Origin of the sequence: Lentzea atacamensis (assembly GCF_003269295.1) — a bacterium.
Taxonomy (GTDB): Bacteria; Actinomycetota; Actinomycetes; order Mycobacteriales; family Pseudonocardiaceae; genus Lentzea; species Lentzea atacamensis.
In genome coordinates, this window is sequence record NZ_QLTT01000004.1 from 534,541 (window position 1) to 557,631 (window position 23,091).

The 23,091-nt window shown below is 70.1% G+C and carries 17 protein-coding genes; 11 read left to right on the top strand and 6 right to left on the bottom strand.

What is annotated here, in order from left to right; all coding sequences use genetic code 11:
• Positions 1 to 5: 5 nt before the first annotated feature.
• On the bottom strand, positions 6 to 1,307 hold the full coding sequence (locus tag C8D87_RS21435) for a helix-turn-helix domain-containing protein (RefSeq protein ID WP_112228072.1): 1,302 nt from the start codon (positions 1,305 to 1,307) through the stop codon (positions 6 to 8).
• A gap of 857 nt (positions 1,308 to 2,164) precedes the next feature.
• On the opposite strand from C8D87_RS21435, the gene C8D87_RS21440 reads away from it, so the two are divergent.
• Genes C8D87_RS21440 through C8D87_RS21455 form a run of 4 tightly spaced genes read left to right on the top strand, consistent with a single transcriptional unit; the run spans position 2,165 to position 5,933 of the window.
• Positions 2,165 to 4,513 carry a sensor histidine kinase gene (locus C8D87_RS21440; RefSeq protein WP_325049698.1) on the top strand — a complete coding sequence of 783 codons (2,349 nt, stop codon included), beginning with the start codon at positions 2,165 to 2,167 and terminating at the stop codon, positions 4,511 to 4,513.
• Between the two features lie 31 nt (positions 4,514 to 4,544).
• Positions 4,545 to 4,985: a roadblock/LC7 domain-containing protein gene (locus tag C8D87_RS21445; RefSeq protein ID WP_204760285.1), complete on the top strand. Its 441-nt coding sequence runs from the start codon at positions 4,545 to 4,547 to the stop codon at positions 4,983 to 4,985.
• Positions 4,982 to 5,356, top strand: a complete 375-nt coding sequence (locus C8D87_RS21450; protein ID WP_109638463.1) for a DUF742 domain-containing protein — start codon at positions 4,982 to 4,984, stop codon at positions 5,354 to 5,356. The genes C8D87_RS21445 and C8D87_RS21450 overlap by 4 nt, the downstream gene beginning before the upstream one ends.
• Complete coding sequence (locus tag C8D87_RS21455; RefSeq protein ID WP_109638464.1) at positions 5,337 to 5,933, top strand: GTP-binding protein; 597 nt, start codon at positions 5,337 to 5,339, stop codon at positions 5,931 to 5,933. Before C8D87_RS21450 ends, C8D87_RS21455 begins: the two co-directional genes overlap by 20 nt.
• A gap of 24 nt (positions 5,934 to 5,957) precedes the next feature.
• On the opposite strand, the gene C8D87_RS21460 is transcribed toward C8D87_RS21455, so the two are convergent.
• Both C8D87_RS21460 and C8D87_RS21465 read right to left on the bottom strand, forming a co-directional pair.
• Positions 5,958 to 7,382 (bottom strand): tryptophanase, encoded by a 1,425-nt coding sequence (locus C8D87_RS21460; RefSeq protein ID WP_112228074.1) that lies wholly within the window; start codon positions 7,380 to 7,382, stop codon positions 5,958 to 5,960.
• Between the two features lie 173 nt (positions 7,383 to 7,555).
• Positions 7,556 to 8,656, bottom strand: a complete 1,101-nt coding sequence (locus tag C8D87_RS21465) for a tryptophan dimethylallyltransferase family protein (RefSeq protein ID WP_267899878.1) — start codon at positions 8,654 to 8,656, stop codon at positions 7,556 to 7,558.
• Between the two features lie 807 nt (positions 8,657 to 9,463).
• Between C8D87_RS21465 and C8D87_RS21470 the strand changes: the two genes are divergently transcribed.
• The 5 genes from C8D87_RS21470 to C8D87_RS21490 all read left to right on the top strand — a co-directional run bounded on the left by C8D87_RS21470 (position 9,464) and on the right by C8D87_RS21490 (position 14,566).
• Complete coding sequence (locus tag C8D87_RS21470) at positions 9,464 to 11,086, top strand: ABC-F family ATP-binding cassette domain-containing protein (protein WP_112228076.1); 1,623 nt, start codon at positions 9,464 to 9,466, stop codon at positions 11,084 to 11,086.
• A gap of 202 nt (positions 11,087 to 11,288) precedes the next feature.
• On the top strand, positions 11,289 to 11,450 hold the full coding sequence (locus C8D87_RS46050) for a hypothetical protein (protein WP_170155060.1): 162 nt from the start codon (positions 11,289 to 11,291) through the stop codon (positions 11,448 to 11,450).
• A gap of 64 nt (positions 11,451 to 11,514) precedes the next feature.
• Positions 11,515 to 12,453, top strand: a complete 939-nt coding sequence (locus tag C8D87_RS21480; RefSeq protein WP_112228077.1) for a TlpA family protein disulfide reductase — start codon at positions 11,515 to 11,517, stop codon at positions 12,451 to 12,453.
• Entirely contained in the window at positions 12,450 to 14,231 is a 1,782-nt protein-coding gene (locus C8D87_RS21485; RefSeq protein ID WP_112228078.1) for an ABC transporter ATP-binding protein, read from the top strand. The genes C8D87_RS21480 and C8D87_RS21485 overlap by 4 nt, the downstream gene beginning before the upstream one ends.
• Positions 14,231 to 14,566: a S26 family signal peptidase gene (locus C8D87_RS21490; RefSeq protein WP_112228079.1), complete on the top strand. Its 336-nt coding sequence runs from the start codon at positions 14,231 to 14,233 to the stop codon at positions 14,564 to 14,566. Before C8D87_RS21485 ends, C8D87_RS21490 begins: the two co-directional genes overlap by 1 nt.
• Here the strand turns inward: C8D87_RS21490 and C8D87_RS21495 are convergent.
• From C8D87_RS21495 to C8D87_RS21505, 3 genes are read right to left on the bottom strand one after another with little or no spacing between them, the layout of a single operon-like run.
• Entirely contained in the window at positions 14,512 to 14,817 is a 306-nt protein-coding gene (locus C8D87_RS21495; protein WP_112228080.1) for a helix-turn-helix domain-containing protein, read from the bottom strand. The genes C8D87_RS21490 and C8D87_RS21495 overlap by 55 nt on opposite strands.
• Positions 14,814 to 15,740, bottom strand: a complete 927-nt coding sequence (locus C8D87_RS21500; protein WP_112228081.1) for a sporulation-delaying protein SdpB family protein — start codon at positions 15,738 to 15,740, stop codon at positions 14,814 to 14,816. The genes C8D87_RS21495 and C8D87_RS21500 overlap by 4 nt, the downstream gene beginning before the upstream one ends.
• Positions 15,725 to 16,285, bottom strand: a complete 561-nt coding sequence (locus tag C8D87_RS21505; RefSeq protein ID WP_146771815.1) for a hypothetical protein — start codon at positions 16,283 to 16,285, stop codon at positions 15,725 to 15,727. Before C8D87_RS21505 ends, C8D87_RS21500 begins: the two co-directional genes overlap by 16 nt.
• A gap of 428 nt (positions 16,286 to 16,713) precedes the next feature.
• On the opposite strand from C8D87_RS21505, the gene C8D87_RS21510 reads away from it, so the two are divergent.
• Entirely contained in the window at positions 16,714 to 19,728 is a 3,015-nt protein-coding gene (locus C8D87_RS21510; protein ID WP_170166525.1) for an AfsR/SARP family transcriptional regulator, read from the top strand.
• 266 nt (positions 19,729 to 19,994) lie between these two features.
• On the top strand, positions 19,995 to 23,030 hold the full coding sequence (locus C8D87_RS21515; RefSeq protein ID WP_112228084.1) for a BTAD domain-containing putative transcriptional regulator: 3,036 nt from the start codon (positions 19,995 to 19,997) through the stop codon (positions 23,028 to 23,030).
• Positions 23,031 to 23,091 lie beyond the last annotated feature (61 nt).

Below are 23,091 nucleotides of genomic sequence, written 5' to 3' on the forward strand. Positions count from 1 at the left end.
GTCGTTCAGAGAACAGGGCTGCGGAGGGCGGCGTTCAGGCGGGGGTGGACCTCGCGGACGGCGGCGTGATCGCGTTCGCGGCCGAGCAGGCGGGCCAGGCGTTTCAGGTCCTGCCGGACGGTGGCCGAGTCGACCAGGTCGGCGGCGTCGAGGACCTTCGCGGCCAGTGCGCTCGCGTGGTCGATGTCGCCCGCCGCGGCGTAGGCGAGGGCGCGGCGGGCGCCGAAGCGGGCGTGGGTGCGGTGGGCGGTCTCCGGCACGAGGGAGAGCTGCCGGTCCAGCACGTCCGCCGCCTGGCGCGACTGGCCGAGGTCGTGCAGGCACCAGGCCGCGACGAGACTGTTCAGGTCGGCCCCGCTCACCGAGGCGGAGCCGATCACCATGCCGCTCGACGTGTCCGCCTCGTCGAGCAGTGCGGCGGCGCGGTCGAGTGCCCGCTGGCAGTTGTCGTAGTCGCACGCCAGCGCGTGGCCCTGCGCCTCGCGCAACGCCGCGAGCCCCTGGACCCGCGGCGACGTGCCCGGTGCCGCCTGCGCCTGCTGGGCCAGGTCGATCGTGCCCACGGCGTCGTCGCGGTAGAGCGTGATCAGCGCCTGCCTGATCAGCGAGTACGTGGCGAGCTCGGTGTCGCCGGCCGCGGCGCCCATCTCCACCGCGTTGCGGGTCCACCACATCGCGGCCCTGTCGTCACCGGCCTCCTGCGCCATCCACCCCGCGTACTCGCTGTAGCGCGCGGCCAGCCCGAGCAGCTGCTCGCGGACCGGGGAGGGCGCCCCGTTCGCCATGCCGCGCAGGGTGTGGGTGTGGACGGTCACCATCGGCAGCACCACGCTGGGACTCGTCGTCTGCCCCAGCTGCCTGACCTGGGCGAACAACGAGCGGAACGCCGTCAGCGTGCCGTCGTGCGCCGCGGCCGCCGAGGCGCTGCGCGGTGCCCCGAGCGTCAGCCCGAGCAGCGAGGCCGCGCCCGTCGCGATCGCCTCACGCCGAGGCATCGGAACCATCCAGCTCGATCCGTCCGGAGCCATGCTCATCACCCACACTTCGCCGTCGCCGTCGGCCGCGACGGCTGCCGGCGGGCTCGCGGGAGCGGGCTGGTCCACCAGCGAGGCCAGACGTCCACCGGCTCCGAGAACCGCGTCGCAGCGCCGGGCCAGATCAACACCTGGTTGCTTGATGCCAGTTTCGATCTTGCCCAGATAGCCCTTGCTGTAGTGGACCTGCTGCGCCAGCGTCGCCAGCGACAGGCCCGCCGCGGTGCGCAGGCGCCGCAGTTCCACCCCAAAGACATCCGACTGCTCAGCCATGAGCCCCCGCCCCCATCCGCCACCGGAGCGCAGCGCGTGCCCGCGGCCGGTGAATCGACCGTTGCAGACTACTGAGCCCCTGGTCGCGGGCCCAGCCCCGGAGCGGCGAGGGCTGACCTCTGGCCGCACGGACCGAGTGTGATCGGCCACCGATCCGATTCCCAGGCGTCTCCCGTCGCCTTCGCCACCGGGAGACGGGAGACCCCTGCCGCTCCGCTCCTGGCGGCGTGATGCTGGTGGCACGACGGAGACGCTCAGCGTCACGGTCGGGTTCTGGGGGGTGGCAGCAGGACTGGGTTCGCCCAGTGGTCCGGTCCTGCTGCCACGTGTAAAGGGGGAGTCGCCGTGAACAGGGATTGGACGGGTGCGCCCTCCTGAGGAGGGCTCGCTCCCACTGCCTGTCGCAGGACTCACGCAAGTCGCGGCCGCGAATTTACGAATAAGAAACGGTGACGGAAAGCGACGACGGGGCGCACTCCGTTCTCGCTTAGAAGACTCCTCACGTTCTGTCAAGTTCGCGCCAATCACCAGTGCGTTTGTCGGGTGCGGTTGGAGAAAGCCCAGTCGGGCATCCCGTGCCCGCAATGACCTTCCGTGACCGATCTACCTGCGAGAGCGTGTTCACGCACCACAACAACGCTTCGCCGCCCAGGACCGGAACCTGGGGCGGGGGTGTTGCGGTGGTCATCGGACTGAGTAGTCTCTACGCGCCCCCCAAGATCATCGCTGTTGATCGTCTCGATCGCGCGATGCTATCTTTCCGTCGCCAATTCGCGTGGTCGTGGAGCGTTGTGAAGCTGAAGACCGTGCCTGAGACGAATTACAAGACAATTCGTTCTCGGCTCACTGGTGTCGTGGTGGTTCCCAGCATCGTCCTTCTGGCCATGTGGGCGCTGTTCTCGTCCTATACGGTGTTCGAAGGGCTGTACCTTCAGCTGGTCGCCTCCGGTGTGAAAGACGCGTCGATTCCGGCGGTTCAGTCGTTCGCATCGCTGCAGAAGGAACGCGAGCTCAGCATGACGAGCCTGAGCCGGCCCGGCTCCGGTACGTCCGCGTTGATCAAGCAGCAGCAGGAGACCGACAAGGACCTGGCCACGATGAGGACGGCCTTCACCGAGCTCGCCTCCCAGGCGCCGCAGGAGGTCGCCGACGGGATCGGCAAGCTCAACGGGCTGCTGGACCAGCTACCGCAGCAGCGTGCGGCGCTCGAGGCCGGCACCGCGTCCAAGGCCGAGATCTACCGCTACTACAACAGCGTGCTCGACGCGGGTGCCGCGCTGTTCAACACGCAGGCCCGCATCGTGCCGGACGCCGAGACGGTGCAGGGCGCGCTGGCCGCGGTGCAGTACTTCCAGGCGGTCGACTCGATGTCGCGGTCGGGTTCGGTCGCGGCCGGAGCGCTGGCGGCGGGGAAGTTCACGCCGGAGGAGCACCGCGAGTTCGTCTACCTCGTCGGCGCGTACCGGTCCTCGCTCAACTCGATCGAGCCCTACGCCCTGCCGAACGTGCGTGAGCACTACAAGACGGTCACCGGCAGCGCCCAGTGGCAGCAGCTGGTCTCCCTGGAGAACCGCCTGCTGCAGAACGCGGAGCGGCCCATCGGTCAGTCGGTCGGGCTGCCCGACTGGGAGGCCGCGAGCCGCGCGGTGTCGGCCGAGCTGACCACGATGGTGCAGGAGCAGTCCAACGGCGCCGTGAACATCGCGATGTCCAACGGCGAGAGCAAGTTCACCACGGTGCTGATCGGCAGTCTCATCGCACTGGTCGCGGTGATCATCGGAATCTTCGTCGCCGTCCGCATCTCCAGCCGCCTGGTCAACAAGGCGTTGATCGTCCGGCTGAACAACCTGAAGAGCGACTCGCTCAAGCTCGCGCACGAGCGGCTGCCGGACATCGTCGAGCGGCTGCGCGACGGCAAGCACGTCGACGTGGCGCACGAGGTGCCCGCGCTGGACTACGGCAACGACGAGATCGGCCAGGTGGCCGACGCGTTCAACGCCGCGCAGTACACCGCGGTGGCCGCGGCGGTGAAGGAGAGCCAGACGCGTGAAGGCGTGAACCGGGTCTTCCTCGACATCGCGCGCCGCAACCAGGGTCTCGTGCACCGCCAGCTGAAGATCCTCGACAAGCTGGAGCGCGAGGAGGAGAACCCCGACCACCTCGACGCGTTCTTCCAGCTCGACCACCTCGCCACCCGCGCGCGGCGCAACGCCGAGAACCTGATCATCCTGACCGGCGAGCAGCCGGGACGGCAGTGGCGCAAGCCGGTCCGGATGCTCGACGTGGTGCGCGCCGCCGTCGCGGAGACCGAGCAGTACGCGCGGGTGAAGGTGCACCCCGTGCCCGAGGTGGCGCTCGCCGGTGCCGCCGTCGCGGACGTGATCCACCTGATCGCCGAGCTCGTCGACAACGCGACGTCGTTCTCCTCTCCGCGCTCGCAGGTCGAGGTGCACAGCAGCGAGGTGCCGCAGGGTCTCGTGATCGAGATCGAGGACCACGGTCTCGGCATCAAGCCGGAGGACCGCGAGCTGCACAACCAGATGCTGGCCGCGCCGCCCGACTTCGAGGCCATGCGGCTGCGCGGCGAGTCCCGCCTCGGCCTGTTCGTCGTCGCCCGGCTGGCCGCCCGCCGAGGCATCCGGGTCGAGCTGCGCGACTGCTCGTCCGGCGGCACGATCGCGCTGGTGCTCGTCCCGTCCGAGCTGATCGTCGGTGAGGCGGGTGCGGTGGACGCCGCGGATCCCGTGCAGATGCCCAAGCCGACGTTCCGGCAGCAGACGCTCGCCCAGACCGCCCTCCCGCACGCCGCCGAGGACGTGGTGCTCGACGCGCGGCCCAGCTCCGAGCTGAACGAGTTCTGGGCAGGGGGAGGAGTGGGAAACGACCGGAGCTCCCGCCGGGACAGCGATCCCGACAGCGGGAGCATCGGCGGCGTGCTGCCCACGGCCGACCACCCGGCGGGCCCGTGGCCGGCAGAAGACCACCGGGAAGGTGACGCGGCGCGTCAGGACGCCCGGCCGGAGCTGCCCCGCCGCAGGCGTCAGCAGCACCTCGTGCCCCAGCTGGCGAACGACGATCACCGGTCCACGCCCGACTTCGCCGAGTTCGACACGGAGGAACGGGCGGAACGCACTCGCGACGGCATGTCGGCCTTCCAGCAGGGCACGCGTGATGCCCGCCGGGCCGATGACGACGTCGAACCGTGATGACACCGCTGAACACCGAAAGGGCTATTACGTGGACGACGACCTGACCGGCGGGCACCCCGAGCTCAACTGGTTGCTGGACGACCTCGTCGCCAGAGTGGTCGGTGCCAGGCACGCTGTGGTGCTCTCCGCTGACGGTTTGCTGCTCGCTCGCTCTCCCGAACTGTCCAAGGACGACTCCGACCACCTCTCGGCGATGGCGTCGGCGTTCCAGAGCCTCGCCCGCGGCACCGGAAGGCACTTCGGCGGCGGTCAGGTCCGGCAGACCATCGTGGAGATGGAGCGCGCTCACCTGTTCGTCACCGCGGCGGGCCAGGGTGCCTGTCTAGCGGTCGTCGGTGACGAGGACGCGGACATGGGCATGATCGCCTACGAGATGAACATGCTCGTGAAGCGCGTGGGCAGCTACCTGTCGACAGCGCCTCGAACACTCGCGTCGCCGCGGCTCCCCAACGCGCTCGGGTTGTCATGAGCTCCCGGTCGTCGGACTGGTGGTACGACGAGGCGGCGGGCCCGCTGGTCCGTCCCTACGCCCTGGTGAGCGGCAGGACCAGGCCCACGTGGGGCCGGCTGAACCTCGCGACCCAGGTGCGGTCGATCCGCACGTCGACCGACCCCAGTTCGCTCTCCGTGGAGCACCAGGAGATCATCCGACTGTGCCGCACCCCGCTGTCCGTGGCGGAGGTCGCCGCGTATCTGCACGCGCCGCTCGTCGTTGCGAAGGTGTTGCTGAGCGACCTGATCCAGCGCGGCGACGTCATCACCAGCGATCCGTCGCGGCTGGCGACCGGGCCGGATCTGAACCTACTGCAGAAGGTGCTTGATGGTGTCCGTGCGATCTGAGCAGAGAGAAGAACTGCTCGTCCCCTCGTCCGTGAAGATCGTGGTGGCGGGCGGGTTCGGCGTCGGCAAGACGACGCTGGTCGGCGCGGTCAGCGAGATCACGCCGCTGCGGACGGAGGAGCTGCTCACCGAGGCCGGCACGGAGATCGACGACCTGGCCGGCGTCGAGGGCAAGAACACGACGACGGTCGCGCTGGACTTCGGCCGCATCACGATCAACCCCGAGGTCGTGCTGTACCTCTTCGGCACGCCGGGCCAGGACCGCTTCTGGTTCATGTGGGACGAGCTGTCCCACGGCGCGATCGGCGCGGTCGTCCTGGTGGACACCCGCAGGCTGGACAGCGGTTTCGGGGCGATCGACTTCTTCGAGCGCCGCGGCATCCCGTTCGTGGTGGCGGTGAACTGCTTCGACGGCAGCCACTCCTACACCGAGGACGAGCTGCGGCACGCGCTCGACGTCACCACCAACGTGCCGTTGGTGCTGTGCGACGCGCGTGACCGCGAGTCGTGCAAGGTGGTGCTCGCCCGCGTGATCGAGCATGCGATGAGCAAGCTCGACCACGCGGCAATTGCCTGAGTTCTCAGCTGTGACCGCCGGCCTTCACGGCGTCGTCCTGCGTGGTTCCGAACGCCGGAACGCAGGGGTTGGCCCGGCGGTCACCACACCGTCCCGCACCTGTTCCAACCGGCAGCGGAACGGTCGCAGCATGGCGGGTGCCTCGGTCAGCCGGTAACCGGGCACCTGCTCCGGGTTCTTGGCGATCCCCGCGAGCGTCTCGGCCACGTACTCCAGGTGGCTGCGCGTGTAGACGCGTCGCGGGATCGCCAGGCGCACCAGCTCGAACGGCGCGGGCGTGATCAGCTCGCCGGACTCGTCGATCTCCCCGAGGTAGAGCGAACCCAGTTCGGCACAACGGATTCCGCCCGCGAGGTAGAGCTCCGACGCGAGCGCGTGACCGGTGAACCGGTGCGGCGGGATGTGCGGCAGCAGCCTGCCCGCGTTGAGGTAGACGGCGTGCACGCCCGTCGGCGTCACACTGTCCACACCGGCCTCACGGGCGCACTCGGCGAGGTAGGCGGTGGCGTCCGCGCGCTCCCGCAGGTACAGCGGGTCGGTGACCTCCATCAGGCCCTGCGCGCACATGTCGAGGTCACGGCCGGAAAGCCCGCCGTAGGTGCGAAACCCCTCGGTGGCGATCAGCAGGAGCTCGCACCGCTTGGCGAGCTCCTCGTCGTTCAGCCCGAGCAACCCTCCGATGTGGACGATGCCGTCCTTCTTCAGGCTGGCGACGCATCCGTCGGCCAGCCGGAACGCGAGCTTCGCGACGTCGCGCGGGCTGTGGCCGCGGTACTTCTCCTCCCGCTGCGTCACCAGCCACGCGTTCTCGGCGAACCGGGCCGCGTCGAGGATGAACGGCACCCCGTGGCGGCGGCACAGCGCGCTCGCCGCCTCGATGTTCGCCATCGACACCGGCTGGCCGCCACCGCCGTTGTTGGTGATCGTCATGAGCACCAGGCCGACGTCGTCCGGTCCGCTCAACGCCGCTTCGAGCGCGACGAGGTCGATGTCGCCCTTGAACGGTTCGTCGCTGTCGAGGTCCGCGGCCAGCGGGCACGGGAGGTCCCGCACCACTCCGCCCGCCAGCTCCACGTTCGCGCGCGTCGTGTCGAAGTGCGTGTTGCTGATGGAGATCTGACCGGGCTTCAGCAGCGCGTTGAACAGGATCCGTTCCGCGGCCCGGCCCTGGTGGACCGGGAAGATGTACCGGTAGCCGGTCAGCTCCTCCGCCACGTCGCGGAACCGGGAGAACGAGCGGGCACCCGCGTACGTCTCGTCGCCACGCATGCCAGCCGCCTGCTGCTCCGCCGACAGCGCGCCGGTGCCGGAGTCGCTCAGCAGGTCGATCGTCACGTCGTCCGCGGTGAGGTTGAACTGGTTGTACCCGCCCTCGGCGTACCGGCGTTCCCGGTAGTCGCGGGTCGTGATGGGGATGGGCTCGACGACCTTGATCCGGTACGGCTCCACGGTCTTGCCTTTCTAGTGCCGCGGCACGAAATCTGCCGGGTTGTTCGGTGGTCAGACGGGTGGATCGTGGTGCCGCCCGCGCGTCCTCATACTGGATGTACGGGGGCGCGGGGCGGTGCCGCGAGGCGCCCTGCTGAGCGCCGAACAACCCGCCAAGGGGTCGTGTCGCGGCGCTAGAGCGACATTGCTTTGGTGCGGGTGCGGGTGCGGGGTGGTGTTACGTCGTATGCCTCGGACGACAGGTAGACCGTGACTCCTGGGCGAGGGCGGCCCAGGCGCAGCGACACGTGGGCGATCAGCCCGACGCCGTCGGCGAGCGGACGGCGGACCATGCTCGCCAGCGCCATGACGAACGGCGCGGTGTCCATCCCGCACCTGGCCATGATCGCGAGAACGCGCTCACACGCTTCCAGGTCGTCCTGCACGTAGTCCCGCACGGGGATGTAGAGCGAGTAGCCGCTCGGCCGGTCGACGTCGCCGGACAGGAAGGTGTAGCTGGACATCAGCGGGCGCCGGTCGAACGGTCCCGTGCCGCCACCGGCCAGCGCGACGACGTCCGCCAGGAGCTCGGGATCCACGTCGGGGGCCGCGGCGGCCGCGCGCACCACGTCCGGGATCTCGGCGGCGTCGTGCGACACGTAGGTCTTCACCCTCGCGCGGTCCGCCTCCGTCAGGTCGAGGGCGAAGAACGAGAACCGGTCGAGGCCTTCACGTTGCAGCGCGTGGCCGGCCACCGTCGGGTGGGCTGCGCCGAGGCCGAGCCGCCGCAGTGCCTCGCTGACAAGGGAGGTCGCGCTCTCACGGCCACGCACCTCCGGGTTGAGGTAGACCTTGATCGCGGGTGCCGCGTCCCTGTTGACGATCAGCGAGTACCAGAACGAGAACGCTCCCTGCGGATCGTCCGGGAGGAACAGGTCGCGCACCTGGTCCAGCCGCCGGCGGTCCAGCCGGTGCTGGGCCGTCAGCCGGTCGAGCACACCGAGCGCCGCGGCGAGGTTCGCGGCCGGGCCCGGCTGCTCGGCGAGCGACTCGACGATCATGCGGACCGCGGGTGGCTCGTTTTGGGCCAAAGCCACCGAGAATTCGACCGGTGTGTGGTCGTCGGCGACGAAAGACGGCCAATGGGGGACCGCCGTGAGCGGCCTCAGGCAGCCGGGGCCCATTGCCTCAGCCAGCAGTTTCGTCGATCTTTCCGAGGACTCTGCTAATCCGACCGCGCGCAGAAGGGTCTGGAGTTGTGCAACGGCGAAATCGCGTATTGAGACATCTGGCACGCTCAAGACAGGGGTCTCCTGATCGGCCGGGGAATCAGGGCGGGGTGCAATCCGGTCGGGGTGGAATCGCGGGGTGAATTCTCTCAACCAGCTACATGGCCAGGTCAAGGGCCGGAGGGGTTGCGTGCGACACTCTGAGCTGTGATCAAGGTTGCACTGCACGGCCTATTGACTGTCATCGAATTCGATGATGGGTGAGGCATTCCGGGGGATGTGAATGATGACGCAAAGTGCGGAATTGCGCGAGTAGCCGGCAGTGTGATAAGTCGGACTGTTGCATCTTCAACGAAGACTTATTGTGACCTTCTGGGCCTCGTGGTAGGCGATTGGAATCACGGCGCGAACCTGTGTGGTCCTCAATTTCCGGCTGTGTTCCCGGTGACCGTACCGTGCCCGGCTCTCGCCGGCGTGACGCGCTGTGCGCGCGGTTGACGGCTCGCGGCAGGGGGTGGCAACGTCGTTCACGTGATCTTCTGACACCCGCACCGACACGTGTCTGCGGCCCGCGCTGGTTGAGCGCTGTGTGCCCGGCGTGTTCTCCGTTTCCGATCTTCCTTCGGCGGTGGGTGGCTCATGACGAACATTCCTTTCCGCATGCCGTGATCTGGTGAAGTCGTACGGCCTGGACGGACGTGCCGGGTCGGATTCGGACTGTCTGATGTGGACAGCGAGCAGGCCGGAGATGGCCTGCAAGCCGGTCGCGCCGGCTGAAACCTCTGATACGCCAAGAGAAAGGACGAGGGAGGTGTTCCACAACGAAACGCACGGCGACCTGTCCCTTCTCTTCACCCGCGTTCGGAGGCTTCCATGTCAGGTCAGCTCACAATTCGGCCGGTCAGCAAGACCTTCGCCCACCGCCGCGTGCTCGACGCCGTCTCGCTGACGGTCCGAGCCGGCGAAAAGGTCGGCGTAGTAGGAGAGAACGGTTCCGGCAAGTCGACGCTGCTGCGGCTGATCACCGGGCAGGAGACGCCGGACGACGGCGAGATCACCGTGGTCGCGGAAGGCGGTGCCGGGCACCTCGGACAGGTGCTCGCACTGCCGGACGACGCCACGGTGGGTGACGCCGTCGACGCCGCGCTCGTCGAGATCCACGTGCTGGAGCAGCGGATCAAGGCCGCGGAGCAGGAGCTCGGCACGGCCGGTTCCGCGGAGCGGGCGGCGTACGGCGAGCTGCTCACCGCGTTCGAGCTGCGGGACGGCTACTCGGCCGACGCCAGGGTCGAGGCCGCCATGTCGGAGCTCGGCATCGGCGATCTCGGCTCGGCACGGCGGCTCGGCACGCTGTCCGGTGGGCAGCGGGCCCGGCTGGCGCTCGCCGGAGTGCTGTCGGCGCAAGCGGAACTGCTTCTGCTCGACGAGCCCACGAACCACCTAGACCACCAGGCGCTGGCCTGGCTGGAAGACCGGTTGCGGGCACACCGCGGCACCCTTTTCGTGGTGACGCGCGACCGTCTGCTGCTGGATCGGGTGGTGGTCACCGCGATCGTCGAGGTCGACGGCGACCGTCGCACGATCTCCCGCTACGGCAACGGTCGTGCCGGCTACCTCGCCGAGAAGCGGGTGGCCAGGCAGCGCTGGGAACAGGCGTACGCGGAGTGGGCCGGCGAGATCGCGCGCTGGACCGAGTGGCGCGGCACGACGGCGTACCGCGTCGCGCCTGGCCGGGCGATCAAGGACCACAACAAGTGCAAGTACAACGGCGACGGGCGGCGCGTGCAGGCGTCGATCTCGACGCGGGTGCGCAGCGCGTCGGAACGGCTGGAGCGGCTCCTGGCCGATCCAGTGCCGAAACCGCCGGATCCGTTGCACCTCAACGCACCGTTCGACGCGGCGGTGCGGGAGGGCCCGGTGCTCGAACTGGCGGGCGTCCGCGTCGGCGACCGGCTGCGCGTGGACGAGCTCGTCGTGGCCGCGGGCCGGCGGCTGCTCGTGACCGGTCCGAACGGGGCGGGCAAGTCGACGTTGCTCGACGTGCTGGCGGGGACGCTCCGGCCGGAGCGCGGCACCGTCACGCGGCACGGCGTCGTCGGCTACCTGCCGCAGGAAACCGTGGTGCGGCACCCGCGCCGGACGGTGCTCGCGGCGTTCGCCTCCGGCAGGCCGGGGACGCCGGAGAACCACGCCGAGCAGCTGGCATCGCTGGGACTGTTCCGCGAGGCGGACTTCGTGACTCCGGTCGGAGCGTTGTCGATCGGGCAGCGGCGACGGCTGGCGCTCGCGCGGTTGCTGCGGCAGGAGTCGGACGTCCTGCTGCTGGACGAACCGGCGAACCACCTGTCGCTCGCGCTGGTGGAGGAGCTCGAAGCCGCGCTCGCCGGTTACTCCGGTGCCGTGGTCGTGGTGTCGCACGACCGGTTGCTGCGGGGGCGGTGGCAGGGCGAGGAGCTGGCGCTGAACGACGGTCGGGTGTTGCTCGCGGCAGCGTGAGCAAAGCCGGTGAATGCCTCACCGGCTGGGGCTGCGCATCGCAAACGCCGTCACGAGCTGATCCGGCCGGGCGGCACGGCGATCGGCCGGACGGGGTAGCGCGAGTCCGAGGGTGTCCGAGTCCGTCCGACTCGGCTTCCGTTCCCGGTCGCGGCAGGACAGCGTGTGCGGCGTTCTGTTGATCAACTGGGAGGAGCGGACCGTGAAGCGTTTCGCACAGCTGGCCGGTGAGAAGCTCGTCGGACTGGTGCTGCCGAAGGTCGATGCCGGTGCCTGCGTGCCGGAGCACGGGCAGTGTTGCAAGCGGGGCTACCGCTTCAACTGCAACGGCATCTGCTCGTCGGTGAGCAGCAGCTGCAGGTGACGCGTTGAGCCGGGGTGCCGGTGGGTCTCCCGCCGGCACCCCTCACTCGCTGGGGAGGCCTGAAGTGCTCGACCTGTTCGCTCGCGTGCTGCTCGCCGCTGTCTTCCTCGCGGCGTTCGCCGGCAAAGTCCGCACCCGGCAGGGGTTCGCAGAGTTCCGCGACTCGATCGGCGCTCTGGCGCCGTGGTTGCCCGCACAGCCGGTCGCCATCGCGGTTCTCGCCGGCGAGGCAGCTGCCGTCGTGCTGCTCGCGGTTCCCGGAACGGGACTCGGCTACGCACTCGCCACCGGGTTGCTGGCGGCGTTCTGCGGCGGGATCGTCCTCGCCATCCGCAGCAGGAAAGCCGTGCGCTGCAAGTGTTTCGGCGCGGGCGGCGACGTGCTCGGACCCAAGCACCTCGTGCGCAACGGACTGCTGATCGCTGTTGCTGTCACCGGCGCGTTCGTGACGCCGCCGGCATCCTGGGAGGAACCGATGACCCTGCTCACGATCGCCGTCGTCCTGCTCGCCGTCGTGGTCGCGGTGCACGTGCTGTTCACGTACGGGCTGGTGGCCAGGGTCCGCGAGCTGCAGGAGCGGTCAGGGCCGCCGCGCAACCAGAACCTGCCGCAGCCCGGCCTGGTGATCCGGCCGTTCTCGGTCACCGGCACCGACGGCGCGCTGTTCACCGAGGCCGACCTCGACGGACCGGTGCAGGTCGGGTTCTTCTCGGTCGGCTGCGGGCCGTGCCGTTCCCTCACCGACGCGCTGCTGGCCGACCCGCCCGCCGCCCGGTTCGTGTCCGTTGTGGACGGCGACCCGACCGATCCCGAAGCCACCCGGCGGCTCGTGGAGAAGGTCAGTGCGCTGGGGCGGGTCGCGGTCATCGGCACGGACGACCCGGTGCTGTCGGCGTTCGAGGTCATGGCGTTCCCGACGCTGGTGTACACGCACGGCGGCGTGGTGACCGCGTCCGGCATCAAACTCGACGACTTCGCCGGTGTGCCGGCGCCGGTGGCATGATCAGGAACGCCGTCGCGGCTCTCGCGCTGCCGTTCCGGGCCACGCCGCTGATCGCCACCACCACGCTCGTGCTCACGGTGGTCGCGGGCGCGGCACCGGCGAGCGGGGCGTGGTTGACGATGCTGCTGGTCGACGAGCTCACCTCGGGCACGGCGAGTGCCGGCAGGGCGGCGTTCCTCGCGGTCACCTCCGCCCTCGTCGGCGGGTCCGCGATCGCGTTGCTCTACCTCGGCGGGCACCTCGGAGAGGTGGTGCAGCAACGGGTCGCGCTGACCGTGGAGAGCAGGCTGTTCCAGCGGGTCGCGACGCTGCGGGGACTGCGGCAGATCGAGGATCCCGCGTTCCACGACCGGTTGCGGCTCGCCGAGCAGGCGGCGCAGGAGGCACCCGGCACGATCTCGCAGTTCACCCAGGAGCTCGTCAGGTCGCTCGTGTTGCTGGTGAGCTTCGCCGGTGCGTTGCTGGTGGTGTGGCCGCCGATGACGTTGCTGCTGCTGGCTTCGGTGGTGACGGCGGTGTTCGCGAGGCTGGCGACCGCACGGCGTGAGGCGGCCACGGAGGAAGCGTGGGTGGCGACCGACCGGCGGCGGCTCTTCTACCGTGCGTTGCTCACGGATGTGCGTGCGGCCAAGGAGATCCGGCTGTTCGGGCTCGGAGAGTTGTTGCACACCAGGATGGTCGGCTCGCTCGCGACGGTGTCGGGTGCGCGGCTGGCGGCGGCACGGCGGGGAACGCTGGTGCAGAGCGGTCTGGCGCTGCTCGGGGCTGTCGTGGCCGGGGCGGGCACGGTCGTCGTGGCGGTGAACGTGGTGTCCGGCCGGTCGTCGGTCGGCGATCTCGTGCTGTTCCTCGGTGCGGTCGCGGGAGTGCAGACCGGACTGTCCGGTGTGGTGCTGCAGCTCGGCGAGGCGGGCCGCGCAGTCAAGCTCTTCGGGTACTACCTCGACGTCGTCGACACCCGTGACGACCTGGCCGCGGGAACCGGTGTGCCGGCAGAGGCGACGATCGAGCTGCGGGACGTGTGGTTCCGCTATGCCGAGGACGGCCCGTGGGTGCTGCGCGGGGTCGACCTCACGATCCCTGCCGGCGCGGCCGTCGGACTGGTCGGTGTGAACGGCGCGGGCAAGAGCACGCTCGTGAAGCTGTTGTGCCGGTTCTACGACCCGCAGCGGGGCACGATCACGTGGGGCGGCGTGGATCTCCGCGAGCTGGACGTCGAGGAACTGCGCAGGCGGATCGGCGTGGTGTTCCAGGAGTTCATGGCCTACGACCTGACCGCGGCGGAGAACATCGGCATCGGCCAGGCGGACGCACTCGGCGATCGGGCGCGGATCGTCGCGGCGGCCGAGGTGGCGCGGATCGCGGACACGCTGCAGGCACTGCCCAACGGGTACGACACGGTGTTGTCCAGGACCCACGCGGATGAGGAGCGCACCGGCGTGACGTTGTCCGGCGGGCAGTGGCAACGGGTGGCGCTGGCGCGGTGCCTGATGCGCCGCGACGCCGAGTTGATGATCCTCGACGAGCCGACGTCCGGTCTGGACGCGGAAGGCGAGCACCGGGTGCACGACACGGTCAGGCGGCACGCGGAAGGGCGGACCAGGTTGCTGATCTCGCACCGGATGGCGGCACTGCGCGGCGCGGATCTCATCGTCACGTTGGTGGGCGGGCGGATCGTCGAGCAGGGCAGCCACGACGAGCTGATGGACGCGGACGGCGAGTACGCGCGGCTGTTCCGGCTGCAGGCGGACGGGTACCAGGATGCGAGGGCCGGCTGATGTGGATCAGGGTGACGGTGCGGGGCAACAGCATGTCGCCGACGTTGTCCGACGGGCAGAAGCTCGTGGCGCGCAGGCTCCTGAGGAGGAGCCCACGCCGCCACGAGGTGATCGTGTTCCGCGTCCCCGACCCCGAGCTGCCGCACCGGATCAAGCGCGTCGCGGCCGTCGCGGGTGACGCCGTGCCGGACTGGCTCGCGGCCACGCTGCCCGGCACCTCGCACGTGCCGGCCGGTTTCGTGGCCGTGTCAGGCGACAACCCGCGGTCGCAGGACTCCCGTCAGCTCGGCCTGGTCGACTGCCGCGACATCGTCGGCACCGTTCGTGGTGCGTGATCGAGCCGCTGCCACCTCGCCCGCTGGCAGGCGACGACCCAGCGCTGCCGCCAGCTCGTCGCGTCACCTCCGCACGCCTGCGCGATCGCCAGCACCGTGTCGAGCTTCGGAAAACGGCGACCGGTCAACGCGTCGTGCAACGTGCTGCGGGCACAACCGGTGCGGCGTGCCAGCTCGCGATAGGACAGGCCGACCAGCAGCCGCAGCTCGTCCAGGTCGACGCCCAGTTCCGCCCTACCCCCTGTGGTCATTCAGTCTCCCGTGTCGTCGGTCCTCCGTCCCTCTCCTCTTCAGCCCACTGCATGGTTACCTGAGCTCGATCGAGTTCGCCACTGTGCTCTGAACGGCCGCTGCTCGCCGCCGCCACCAGGCTGATCATCACTAGTCCGAAGCTCGCGAGGCCGAGTGCCAGGATGATTCCGCCGTGCAGCACAACGGCCAGTGCGAGGCCGACGCGGCGCACGGCCGAGTTGCCGAACACGCAGATCACGATCGCGGATTCGAGCAGGATCGTGCCCCACGTGATAGCGGGTGTGAGAACGCCTGAATCGAGGAACGGCACGAGTTCCGGGGCGGCTCCGAAATACGCGTCCTGAAGAACGAAGTGCATGGCGCTGCCGTCGCGCCATTCCGGTTCGACGAGTTTGAGCCACACTGCCTGCCCGTAGACGATGACCACCTGCAAGCGAATCACCAGATGGGCGGTATAGGAGGTTCCTATCCACCACGCGGGCAATGGCGTCGCCGGGCGTCTCCAATGCCAGATCCGATCATCGCCGAGACACAGCGGGATGAGCAGCAGGGTGAGGACCCTGGCCACGTTCTCACCGCCGTTGGGCACGTGGATCGCGACGGCGAGGCTGAAAGTGACGTACCAGTGCGGAATGCAGGTCCAGCGGGGCCGATAGCCCGAGATCACGAGCGCCAGCACGGCGATTGTTACTACCCGGAAAATTGTCAGCGCAACCGGAGAGGAACTGACGCACCACAGCGAAAGGGTGCGCAGACCGTCGCACCGGGGTCCCGTTGGGCCGTTCGGTACAGCGGGGAAGAGATCGGCGTCGGACGTGAACACGAGGACGCTGAGTTCGGCGAGCGCGACCAGCGATCGGGCGGCGCCGAGGGTGATCGTCCGCGGCTCGAACGCCAGCGCGCGGGCTACCGGGGTGCGCACTGGAGGTCCGCGACCGCGACGCGCACGACGCGCCTGGCCGGCCTGTCCCCGTCAGGGCGCTCCGCCGTGAACACGGTCGGTCCGCAGGGCACTTCTGGAGAGAAGTAGCTGTTCAGACGTGCTCGAGGAGCACTGGTGATGGCGGCGGCGCAGTCCGAGACCGTCGCCGCCGCGCAGTCCTGCCAGTGCCCGGCCGGCAGTTCGTCCACCGTGGCGAGCAGCCGGACCAGGTCGGCGTACGACCCGCGGTCCAGGCCACGCAGGTGGTCCCGGTCACCCGCGGTCCGGGTGATCGGGACGAACGTGCCGGTGGGCTCGTCGTGGTGGTACGCGACGATGAACTCGCGCCCCGCCGCGTCGGTGAAGAGCTGCATGCCCTGCGGCCAGAACAGCCGGAGCGTGTCCCGCTGGGCGCTGACCCGGTGCCCGACGACGTCGGCGGGCAACTGGGCGGCGGTGGCAGCGAGAAAAATCATTCCGAGTGCGGCACCGGTGAAGGCCATGCCTTTCGCGGCACGTGCCCCGGCGTCCATTTCGGTGGGCATCGGACCGGCTGCCTGGAACGATCAGCAGCCCGTTGTGCAGGGCCCGAGGATCGCCTGGGTCTTGGTCACCGATTCCGTCGGCCCGGTGTCCGAAGCTGCACTGACAATCGTTACTGCAGCAAGTGCCACGGCAGCCAGAAGTGCGCCGAAAAAGCCTGCCCGTCTCATTTTCTTGATCCCCTCCACGTGCGACGAGGAACCTCCCTCCCTCGTCACTGCGGAGGGGAATATCGCAGCGTCTGTCCAGTTCGTCAACCTGGTAACGCGCCGTGCGCGAACGGCTCCCGAGAGTGATTCGACAGTTCTGAATCGGTACAGCAACCATGTTGTATCTCAGGCGCGCACGGCGACTCCTAAAGGTGATATCTGATGGCACTGCAGTATCGACGGCTCCACCAGAAGCAGTCCCGAGTGGAAAGTTCCGGCCGATGGAATATCGCATTTTGGGCCCGCTGGAACTGCGGTCCGCGGGCCGCTCCGTCGCGCTCGGAGGCGAGCGTCAGCAGAAGCTGCTGGTGCTGTTGCTGCTCGGCCACGGCTCGGTCGTGACGTTCGACCGCCTGATCGACGAGCTGTGGGAGGACCCGCCGCAGACCGCGCGCCGTCAGGTGTGCAACGCCGCCGCTGCGGTGCGCCGAGTCGTGTCGCACCACGGTGGCGACCTGATCACGAGCACCCACGGCTATCGGCTGGAACTGCAGGACGCGACGCTCGACGCGGATGTGTTCCGGTCCCACGTGGCCGGCGCGGAAGCCGCCGTGTCCCAAGGAAAACCGGCTCAGGCCGTGGCGCTGCTGCAGAACGCGCTCGACCTGTGGCGGGGCCCGGTGCTGGCCGGCCTGGGCTCGGCCTCCATCGACGCGGCCTCCTCCGGCCTGGGCGAACAGCGTTTGCAGGCCGTGGAACGGCTGGCCGAACTGCGCCTCGACCTGGGTGAGGTCACCTCGCTGCTGGGGCACCTCGCGGTTCAGGTGGCCGAACACCCGCTGCGGGAGTCGTTGCGCGCCACGCTGATGCGCGCTTTGCGGAAGGCGGGCCGCCGCGGCGACGCGCTGACCGTCTTCGAGGAGGGCCGTCAGGCGCTGGCCGAGGAGCTGGGCACCGATCCCGGCCCAGAGCTCCAGCGCCTGCACGCCGAACTGCTGACCGACTCGCCGGCTGTCACCTCGCGAAGATCGTCGCTGCCGATCGACATCCCGGACTTCACCGGTCGCGAGTCCGAGGTGGACAGACTGGTGGACGCGATCGGCACACGGGCGATCGTGACCATCGAGGGAATGGGTGGCATCGGCAAGACGGCGCTGGCCGTGCACGTCGCCCACCGCCTGGCCGGCCGCTTCCCGGACGGTCACTGCTACGTCGACCTCCGCGGCTTCACCGCGGGCACCACGCCGATGACGACCGGCGCCGCGCTGGACCAGCTGCTGCGCCAGATCGGCGTGCCACCGGAGAACATCCCCGCCGACCCGGCCGCCCGCCGCGACCTGTGGCTGGCCGAGGTGTCCGCCCGGCGTGTGCTGGTGGTGCTGGACAACGCGGCCGACGCGATCCAGGTCCGCCCGCTGCTGCCCGGCGCCTCCAGCTCGGTGGTGATCATCGCCAGCCGCTGCCACCTGATGTCGATCGAGGGCGCCATCCCCGTCCCGTTGGACGTCCTGCCCGCCGACGACGCGGCGGCGCTGTTCCGCCGCATCGCGGGACCCGCTCGTGCCGACGCCGAACCGGACGCCGTCGCCGACGTGGTCTCGTTGTGCGGCAGGCTTCCGCTGGCGATCCGCATCGCCGCGTCCCGTTTCTGCCGCAGGCCCAGCTGGACCGTGGCGCACCTCGCCGGCCAGCTGCGGGACCGCCAGCGCCGCACCCGCGCCTTCACCGCGAACGACCTGAGCGTCGCCGGTGTGCTCGCCCTGTCCTACCACCACCTCACCGCCGACCGCCAAGAGCTGTTCCGCCTGCTGTCCCTGGTGCCCGGCGCCGACTTCGACGCCTGCACCGCGGCCGCGCTCGCCGCGGTGCCGGAGGACGACGCCCAGGACGTCCTGGAGGAACTGGTCGAGTGCAACCTGCTGATGCAACGCGCCGCCGACCGCTACTGCCTGCACGACCTGGTCCGCGACTGCGCCCGTGACCTCGCGGACGCCGCACACGCACCGTCCGAACTGGACACCGCACGGCACCGCCTGTTCGACTACTACCTGCATCTGGCGGACGTCCGCGGCCGCCGCAGCATGCCGGGCAGGCGCGGGTTCGAGCCGGACGTGAAGTGGCTGCCGGAATCCGTGCCCGTGTCGGCCTCCGAGGAGGACGACATCCGCCAGCTGCGGGCGGAGTACAAGAACATGGTGGCGGTGGCGGACTACGCCAGCGCGCACGGATGGCACGTGCACGCCTGGCAGCTGCCGTGCCTGCTCCTGCCTTTCCTGACCCGTGTCGGCCTGCGGTCCGGTGTGCTCGAGCTGTCGCGCAACGCACTGGCGGCGGCTCAGGCCCTGGGCGACCGGCGCGGGGTGTCGATGGCGCTGACGAACATCGCGTTCGCGTTGCGCGAGGCCGGCCGCAACAGCGAGGTGCTGGAGGTCCTGGACCAGGCCATCACGATCAGCCGTGAGCTCGGCGACCTGCCCGCCGCGGTCGGTGGGCTGCGCGACCTGGGCGCGTCGCAGGTGCAGGCGGGCATGCTGGGCGCGGCGGCCGCCAGTTTCACCGAGGCGGTGGCGTTGGCCCGGTCCATCGGCGACCAGCGGGCCGAGGTGAACTCGCTCATCGACCTGGGGTACGTCGACTGCAACCTCGGGCGGTACGAGGCGGCGGCCGGCCGGTTCCACGACGCGCTCGCGATGCACCAGCGCGACGGCTACACCGGCGGCGAGGTCGTGGTGCTGATCAACCTGGGGTGGCTCGCGCAGCTGCGCGGCAGGGACGTGGAGGCGGTCGAGGCGCTGGAACGGGCGGTGCGGCTCAGCCGGGAGATCGGGATGATCCGCGGCGAGGGCATCTCCCTGGCCTGGCTCGGGGTGACGTATCGGCGGGTCGGTCGTCTCGCGGACGCGCTGCAGGTGGGTCTGGAAGCCCTGGAGTCCGCGCGCCGCATGGATCTGCGGGAGCCGGAAGGCGACGCGTTGAACGGCCTCGCCGAGACCTACCTGGCCGCCGGGCGGCTGCGTGAAGCCGAGGCGATGCTGTGGGCCGCCGAGGAACTGGCGCTCGCCGGTGCGTTGCCGATGGTGCGGGCGCGGGCACACGAGGGACTGGCTCACGCCGCTGCCCTGCGCGGCGACCAGGAGTGGGCTCGTACGCACTGGGAACGGGCTGTCGAGCTGTACCCGGCCGGTGCGGTGGACGCGGAGAACCCTCGCGCGCATCTGGCTGACGCCGCTGCGACCTGCATGCGGTGCGTCTGCGGCACCAGCACTCAACGCGTGGCACTCGCCTCAGCAGGCTAACCACCAGCCAGATCCTCCGCGCCTGGCTCCGATGGCGTCTGCAAGGACCACCAGCCCAACATCAACACGCACTTTTCTACTGCCAACAGGGGTCGTCACGATCAAGAGTTGGTGGTACTTGCAGACGTCTGTGACAGGCGGCTGCTGGTCAGCGCGCCGGAACGTGCGTGCATCGGTCGTCGATGCGGGACGGATGCACGGTGTTGGTGCACTCGTCCCGACGCCGGATTCCGCCCCGGCGCACGGCGAGGAAGTGGTGCCAGAAGATGTCGCAGCCCGCGTTACCGGCCCGGCTCGTGGACAGGCCCGCGCTGACCGCGAGGCTCGACACCGCAGCAGGCCACAAGGTCGTCGTCGTGAAGGCCGGACCGGGCTGGGGGAAGACGACCTCGGTCGCCGCGTGGGCGGCGACCCGGCGGGCGTGCTGGCTGAGTGCGGGGGACACCTCGCTGGACCGGTTGTCGCGCGGGCTGTTGCGCGCGTTGCGGCAGCGGTTGCCGAGGTTGCCGGTGGAGCTGATCACCTCGCAGGCCGATGCGGTCGCGGACCTGGTGTGCGGGCTGCTGGACGTCCACCTCGACGAGCCTCTGGTGCTGGTGGTCGACGACGCCGGCGCGCTGGACGGCGACGGTGCGCGGTTGATCGAGGCGTTGTGCCTGCGCAGCCCGGAGTTGTTCAGCCTGGTGCTGCTGACCCGCGGCGAGCTCGGCTTCGCGCTGCCCGCGGACCTCTGCGAGATCGACTCGCGGGAGCTCGCGTTCACCGGGGAGGAGGTCGCCGCGCTCGTCGGCGCGGACGCGGCCGGGGTCGTGCGGGCGCGCACCGCCGGGTGGCCCGCTGCCGTGACGCTGTACCGGGAAGCGCTGAGCACCGGATGCGCGGTGCCGCAGGAGGATGGCGGCGATGTGCTCGTGCGGCTGGCCGCGTCGGTGCTCGCCGGCGAACCAGAGCCGGTCAGGGAGCTGTTGCGCGCCATAGCGTTGCTGGGGCGGGTGAGCATCGCGCTGTGCGTCGCGCTCGGGTTCACCGATGCCCGCGACACGTTGCCGGAGCTGACCCGGCGGGGGTTGCTGAGCGGCGACCGTCCTGAGTGGAGTGTGCTGGAGCCGATCGGCGTGTTGCTGCGGCGCGACACCGGCGGTGAGGAGGTCCGGCACCGAGCGGCGGTCTTCTGCGAACGGACCGGCGCGCACGCGGAAGCACTGCGGCACCTCGTCGAGGCGAAGAGGTGGGACCTGGTCGCGCAGCTCCTCCTGCGCAGGGACGAGCAGATCGTCGCGGCGGGCGGTGCGGACGCGGTGCTCGAAGCGCTGGAGCACCTGGAGATCGACGACCAGCGGCTGCACCTGGTCCAGGGCTTCGCCCGGCAGCACAAGGGGGACTGGCTCGGGGCGTTGCACAGCTACGAGCAGGCGAGCGGGAAGGTGCTGCGACCGTGCCTGGCGTGGCGGATGGGGCAGCTGCACGCCCTCACCGGGCAGCCGGAGCGAGCCGTCGACCTGTTCGAGCGCACGGTGTTCGACGACGTCGCGTCACTGGACGAGGTGCGGCTGCTGTCGCTCGCGGTGCGGTGGTTCCGGGAGACCGGCAGGCACGCGCAGGCGCGGAAGCTGGCCGGGCGGTGTGAGCTGGCGGCACGGCGCTGTGGCGGGCACGCCGCGAAGGCCTGGAGCAGCAAGGCCTTCGGGTTCCTAGCCGCGCACGACGGTGACCGGGTCGCGTTCGAGATGCACTACGGCCAGGCGGCGGACGGCGCCCGGCGGTCCGGCAACCGGATGCTGGAGCTGACGATCCGCACCGAACGGGCGTGGTTCCTGGCGGCGGAGACCAGCCCGGCCGACGCGCTCGCCGAGCTCGGCGAGGTCGTGGTTCTCGGCAGGCAAGCGGGACTCGTTGAGCCGGACTGCCACCACACCAGGGCGCTCGCCAACACCAGGCTCGGCCGGTTCGACGCTGCCCTCGCCGACGCCGACAGGGCGGGCTGGGGTGTCAAGGGCCTGGTGATCAGGGCGGAGGTGCACCGCAGGCGCGGCGAACCCGGTCAGGCCCAGGCGTTCCTCGACGAGGCGCTGGCCATCCCCGGCACGGATCCGTTGCGGATCCTCGCGAAGGCGACGCTGGCGAGAGTCCTGGCGAGCGAGAACCCCGCAACCGCGCGCGAACTCGCCGACGAGGCCGTGGCCGACGCGGAGAACCTGCGGATGTGGCAGGTGCCGGCGTTGCTCGCGCGTGGCTGGGTCGCCCTGCTCGCCGGTGATCGCGAGCGGGCGCGCGAGGACGCGGCCGCCGCTCGGGCGCTGGCGGGGCGCCGGGGTGACCGGGCAGGGCTCGCCGACGCGTTGCAGCTGGCGGCGGGCACGTCGGAGAAGCCGGCGGTCGCGCTGCTCGCCGAGGCCGCGATGGTGTGGCAGGCGGCGGGAGACGAGGTCGGTGCCCTGACGGCGAAACTCGCGTCGGCCCGGCTGACCGGCGTGGACGTCCCGAGGTTCGAGGACGAGCTGCGCGGGCACGGCGTGCGCACCGACGTGCCGATGGCCGACGTGCTCGGCACGGGGTTGCCCCGCACCGCGCGGATCGCCGTCAGGACGCTCGGCGGGTTCCAGGTGCTGCGCGACGGCGTTCCGGTGCCGGGCGCACTGTGGCAGTCGAAGAAGGCGCGCGACCTGCTGAAGATCCTGGCGGCGAACCGTGGCCGGCCCGTGCCCCGGCCGCAGCTCGTCGACCTGCTGTGGCCGGACGACCTCTCCGACCGCACGGCGAACCGGTTGTCGGTGCTGCTGTCCACGCTCAGGAACGTGCTGTCGGTGTCCGCGGACGCCGAGCCGCTGGTCGCCACCCGCGACACGGTCGCCTTGGACCTGTCCCTCGTGGACCTGGACGTCGCCGCTTTCTTCACCACGGCGAACGCCGCGCTGGTGGCGCACCGGCGCAACGACCCGGCCGCGCACCGGTTGCTGATCGACGCGGACGAGCTGCACCTCGGCGAGTTCCTGGCCGAGGAACCCTATGAGCAGTGGGCCATCCAGGTGCGCGAGGAAGTTCGCGGCAGACACACCGCCGTGCTGCGGGCGTTGGCACAGGTACCCGACCCCGAACAGCAGGTCGGTTACCTGACGAGGTTGCTGGAGCTCGACCCGTACGACGAGAGCGCCCACGTGCGGCTGGTGAAGGCGTTGCGGGCGGCGGGCCGGCACGGCGAGGCGCGCCGCAGGTACGAGGTCTATCTCGGGCAGATGAACGAGATCGGCGTCCGGCCCACCGAACCGGACCTGTTCGGCAGACCTGTTCTTCAGGTCTCCTGAGGGAAGTCCCTGGCACACCACGGGGCCACCTGAGCGGATCACCGTCCGCAAGGTGGCCCTG

What these genes read in the sequence shown, in the direction of transcription:
- C8D87_RS21435 (WP_112228072.1), bottom strand. Translation starts at nt 1,307, where the DNA reads ATGGCTGAGCAGTCGGATGTCTTTGGGGTGGAACTGCGGCGCCTGCGC.
- C8D87_RS21450 (WP_109638463.1), top strand. Translation starts at nt 4,982, where the DNA reads ATGAGCTCCCGGTCGTCGGACTGGTGGTACGACGAGGCGGCGGGCCCG.
- C8D87_RS21455 (WP_109638464.1), top strand. Translation starts at nt 5,337, where the DNA reads ATGGTGTCCGTGCGATCTGAGCAGAGAGAAGAACTGCTCGTCCCCTCG.
- C8D87_RS21470 (WP_112228076.1), top strand. Translation starts at nt 9,464, where the DNA reads ATGTCAGGTCAGCTCACAATTCGGCCGGTCAGCAAGACCTTCGCCCAC.
- C8D87_RS21485 (WP_112228078.1), top strand. Translation starts at nt 12,450, where the DNA reads ATGATCAGGAACGCCGTCGCGGCTCTCGCGCTGCCGTTCCGGGCCACG.
- C8D87_RS21490 (WP_112228079.1), top strand. Translation starts at nt 14,231, where the DNA reads ATGTGGATCAGGGTGACGGTGCGGGGCAACAGCATGTCGCCGACGTTG.
- C8D87_RS21495 (WP_112228080.1), bottom strand. Translation starts at nt 14,817, where the DNA reads ATGACCACAGGGGGTAGGGCGGAACTGGGCGTCGACCTGGACGAGCTG.
- C8D87_RS21505 (WP_146771815.1), bottom strand. Translation starts at nt 16,285, where the DNA reads ATGCCCACCGAAATGGACGCCGGGGCACGTGCCGCGAAAGGCATGGCC.
- C8D87_RS21510 (WP_170166525.1), top strand. Translation starts at nt 16,714, where the DNA reads ATGGAATATCGCATTTTGGGCCCGCTGGAACTGCGGTCCGCGGGCCGC.
- C8D87_RS21515 (WP_112228084.1), top strand. Translation starts at nt 19,995, where the DNA reads ATGTCGCAGCCCGCGTTACCGGCCCGGCTCGTGGACAGGCCCGCGCTG.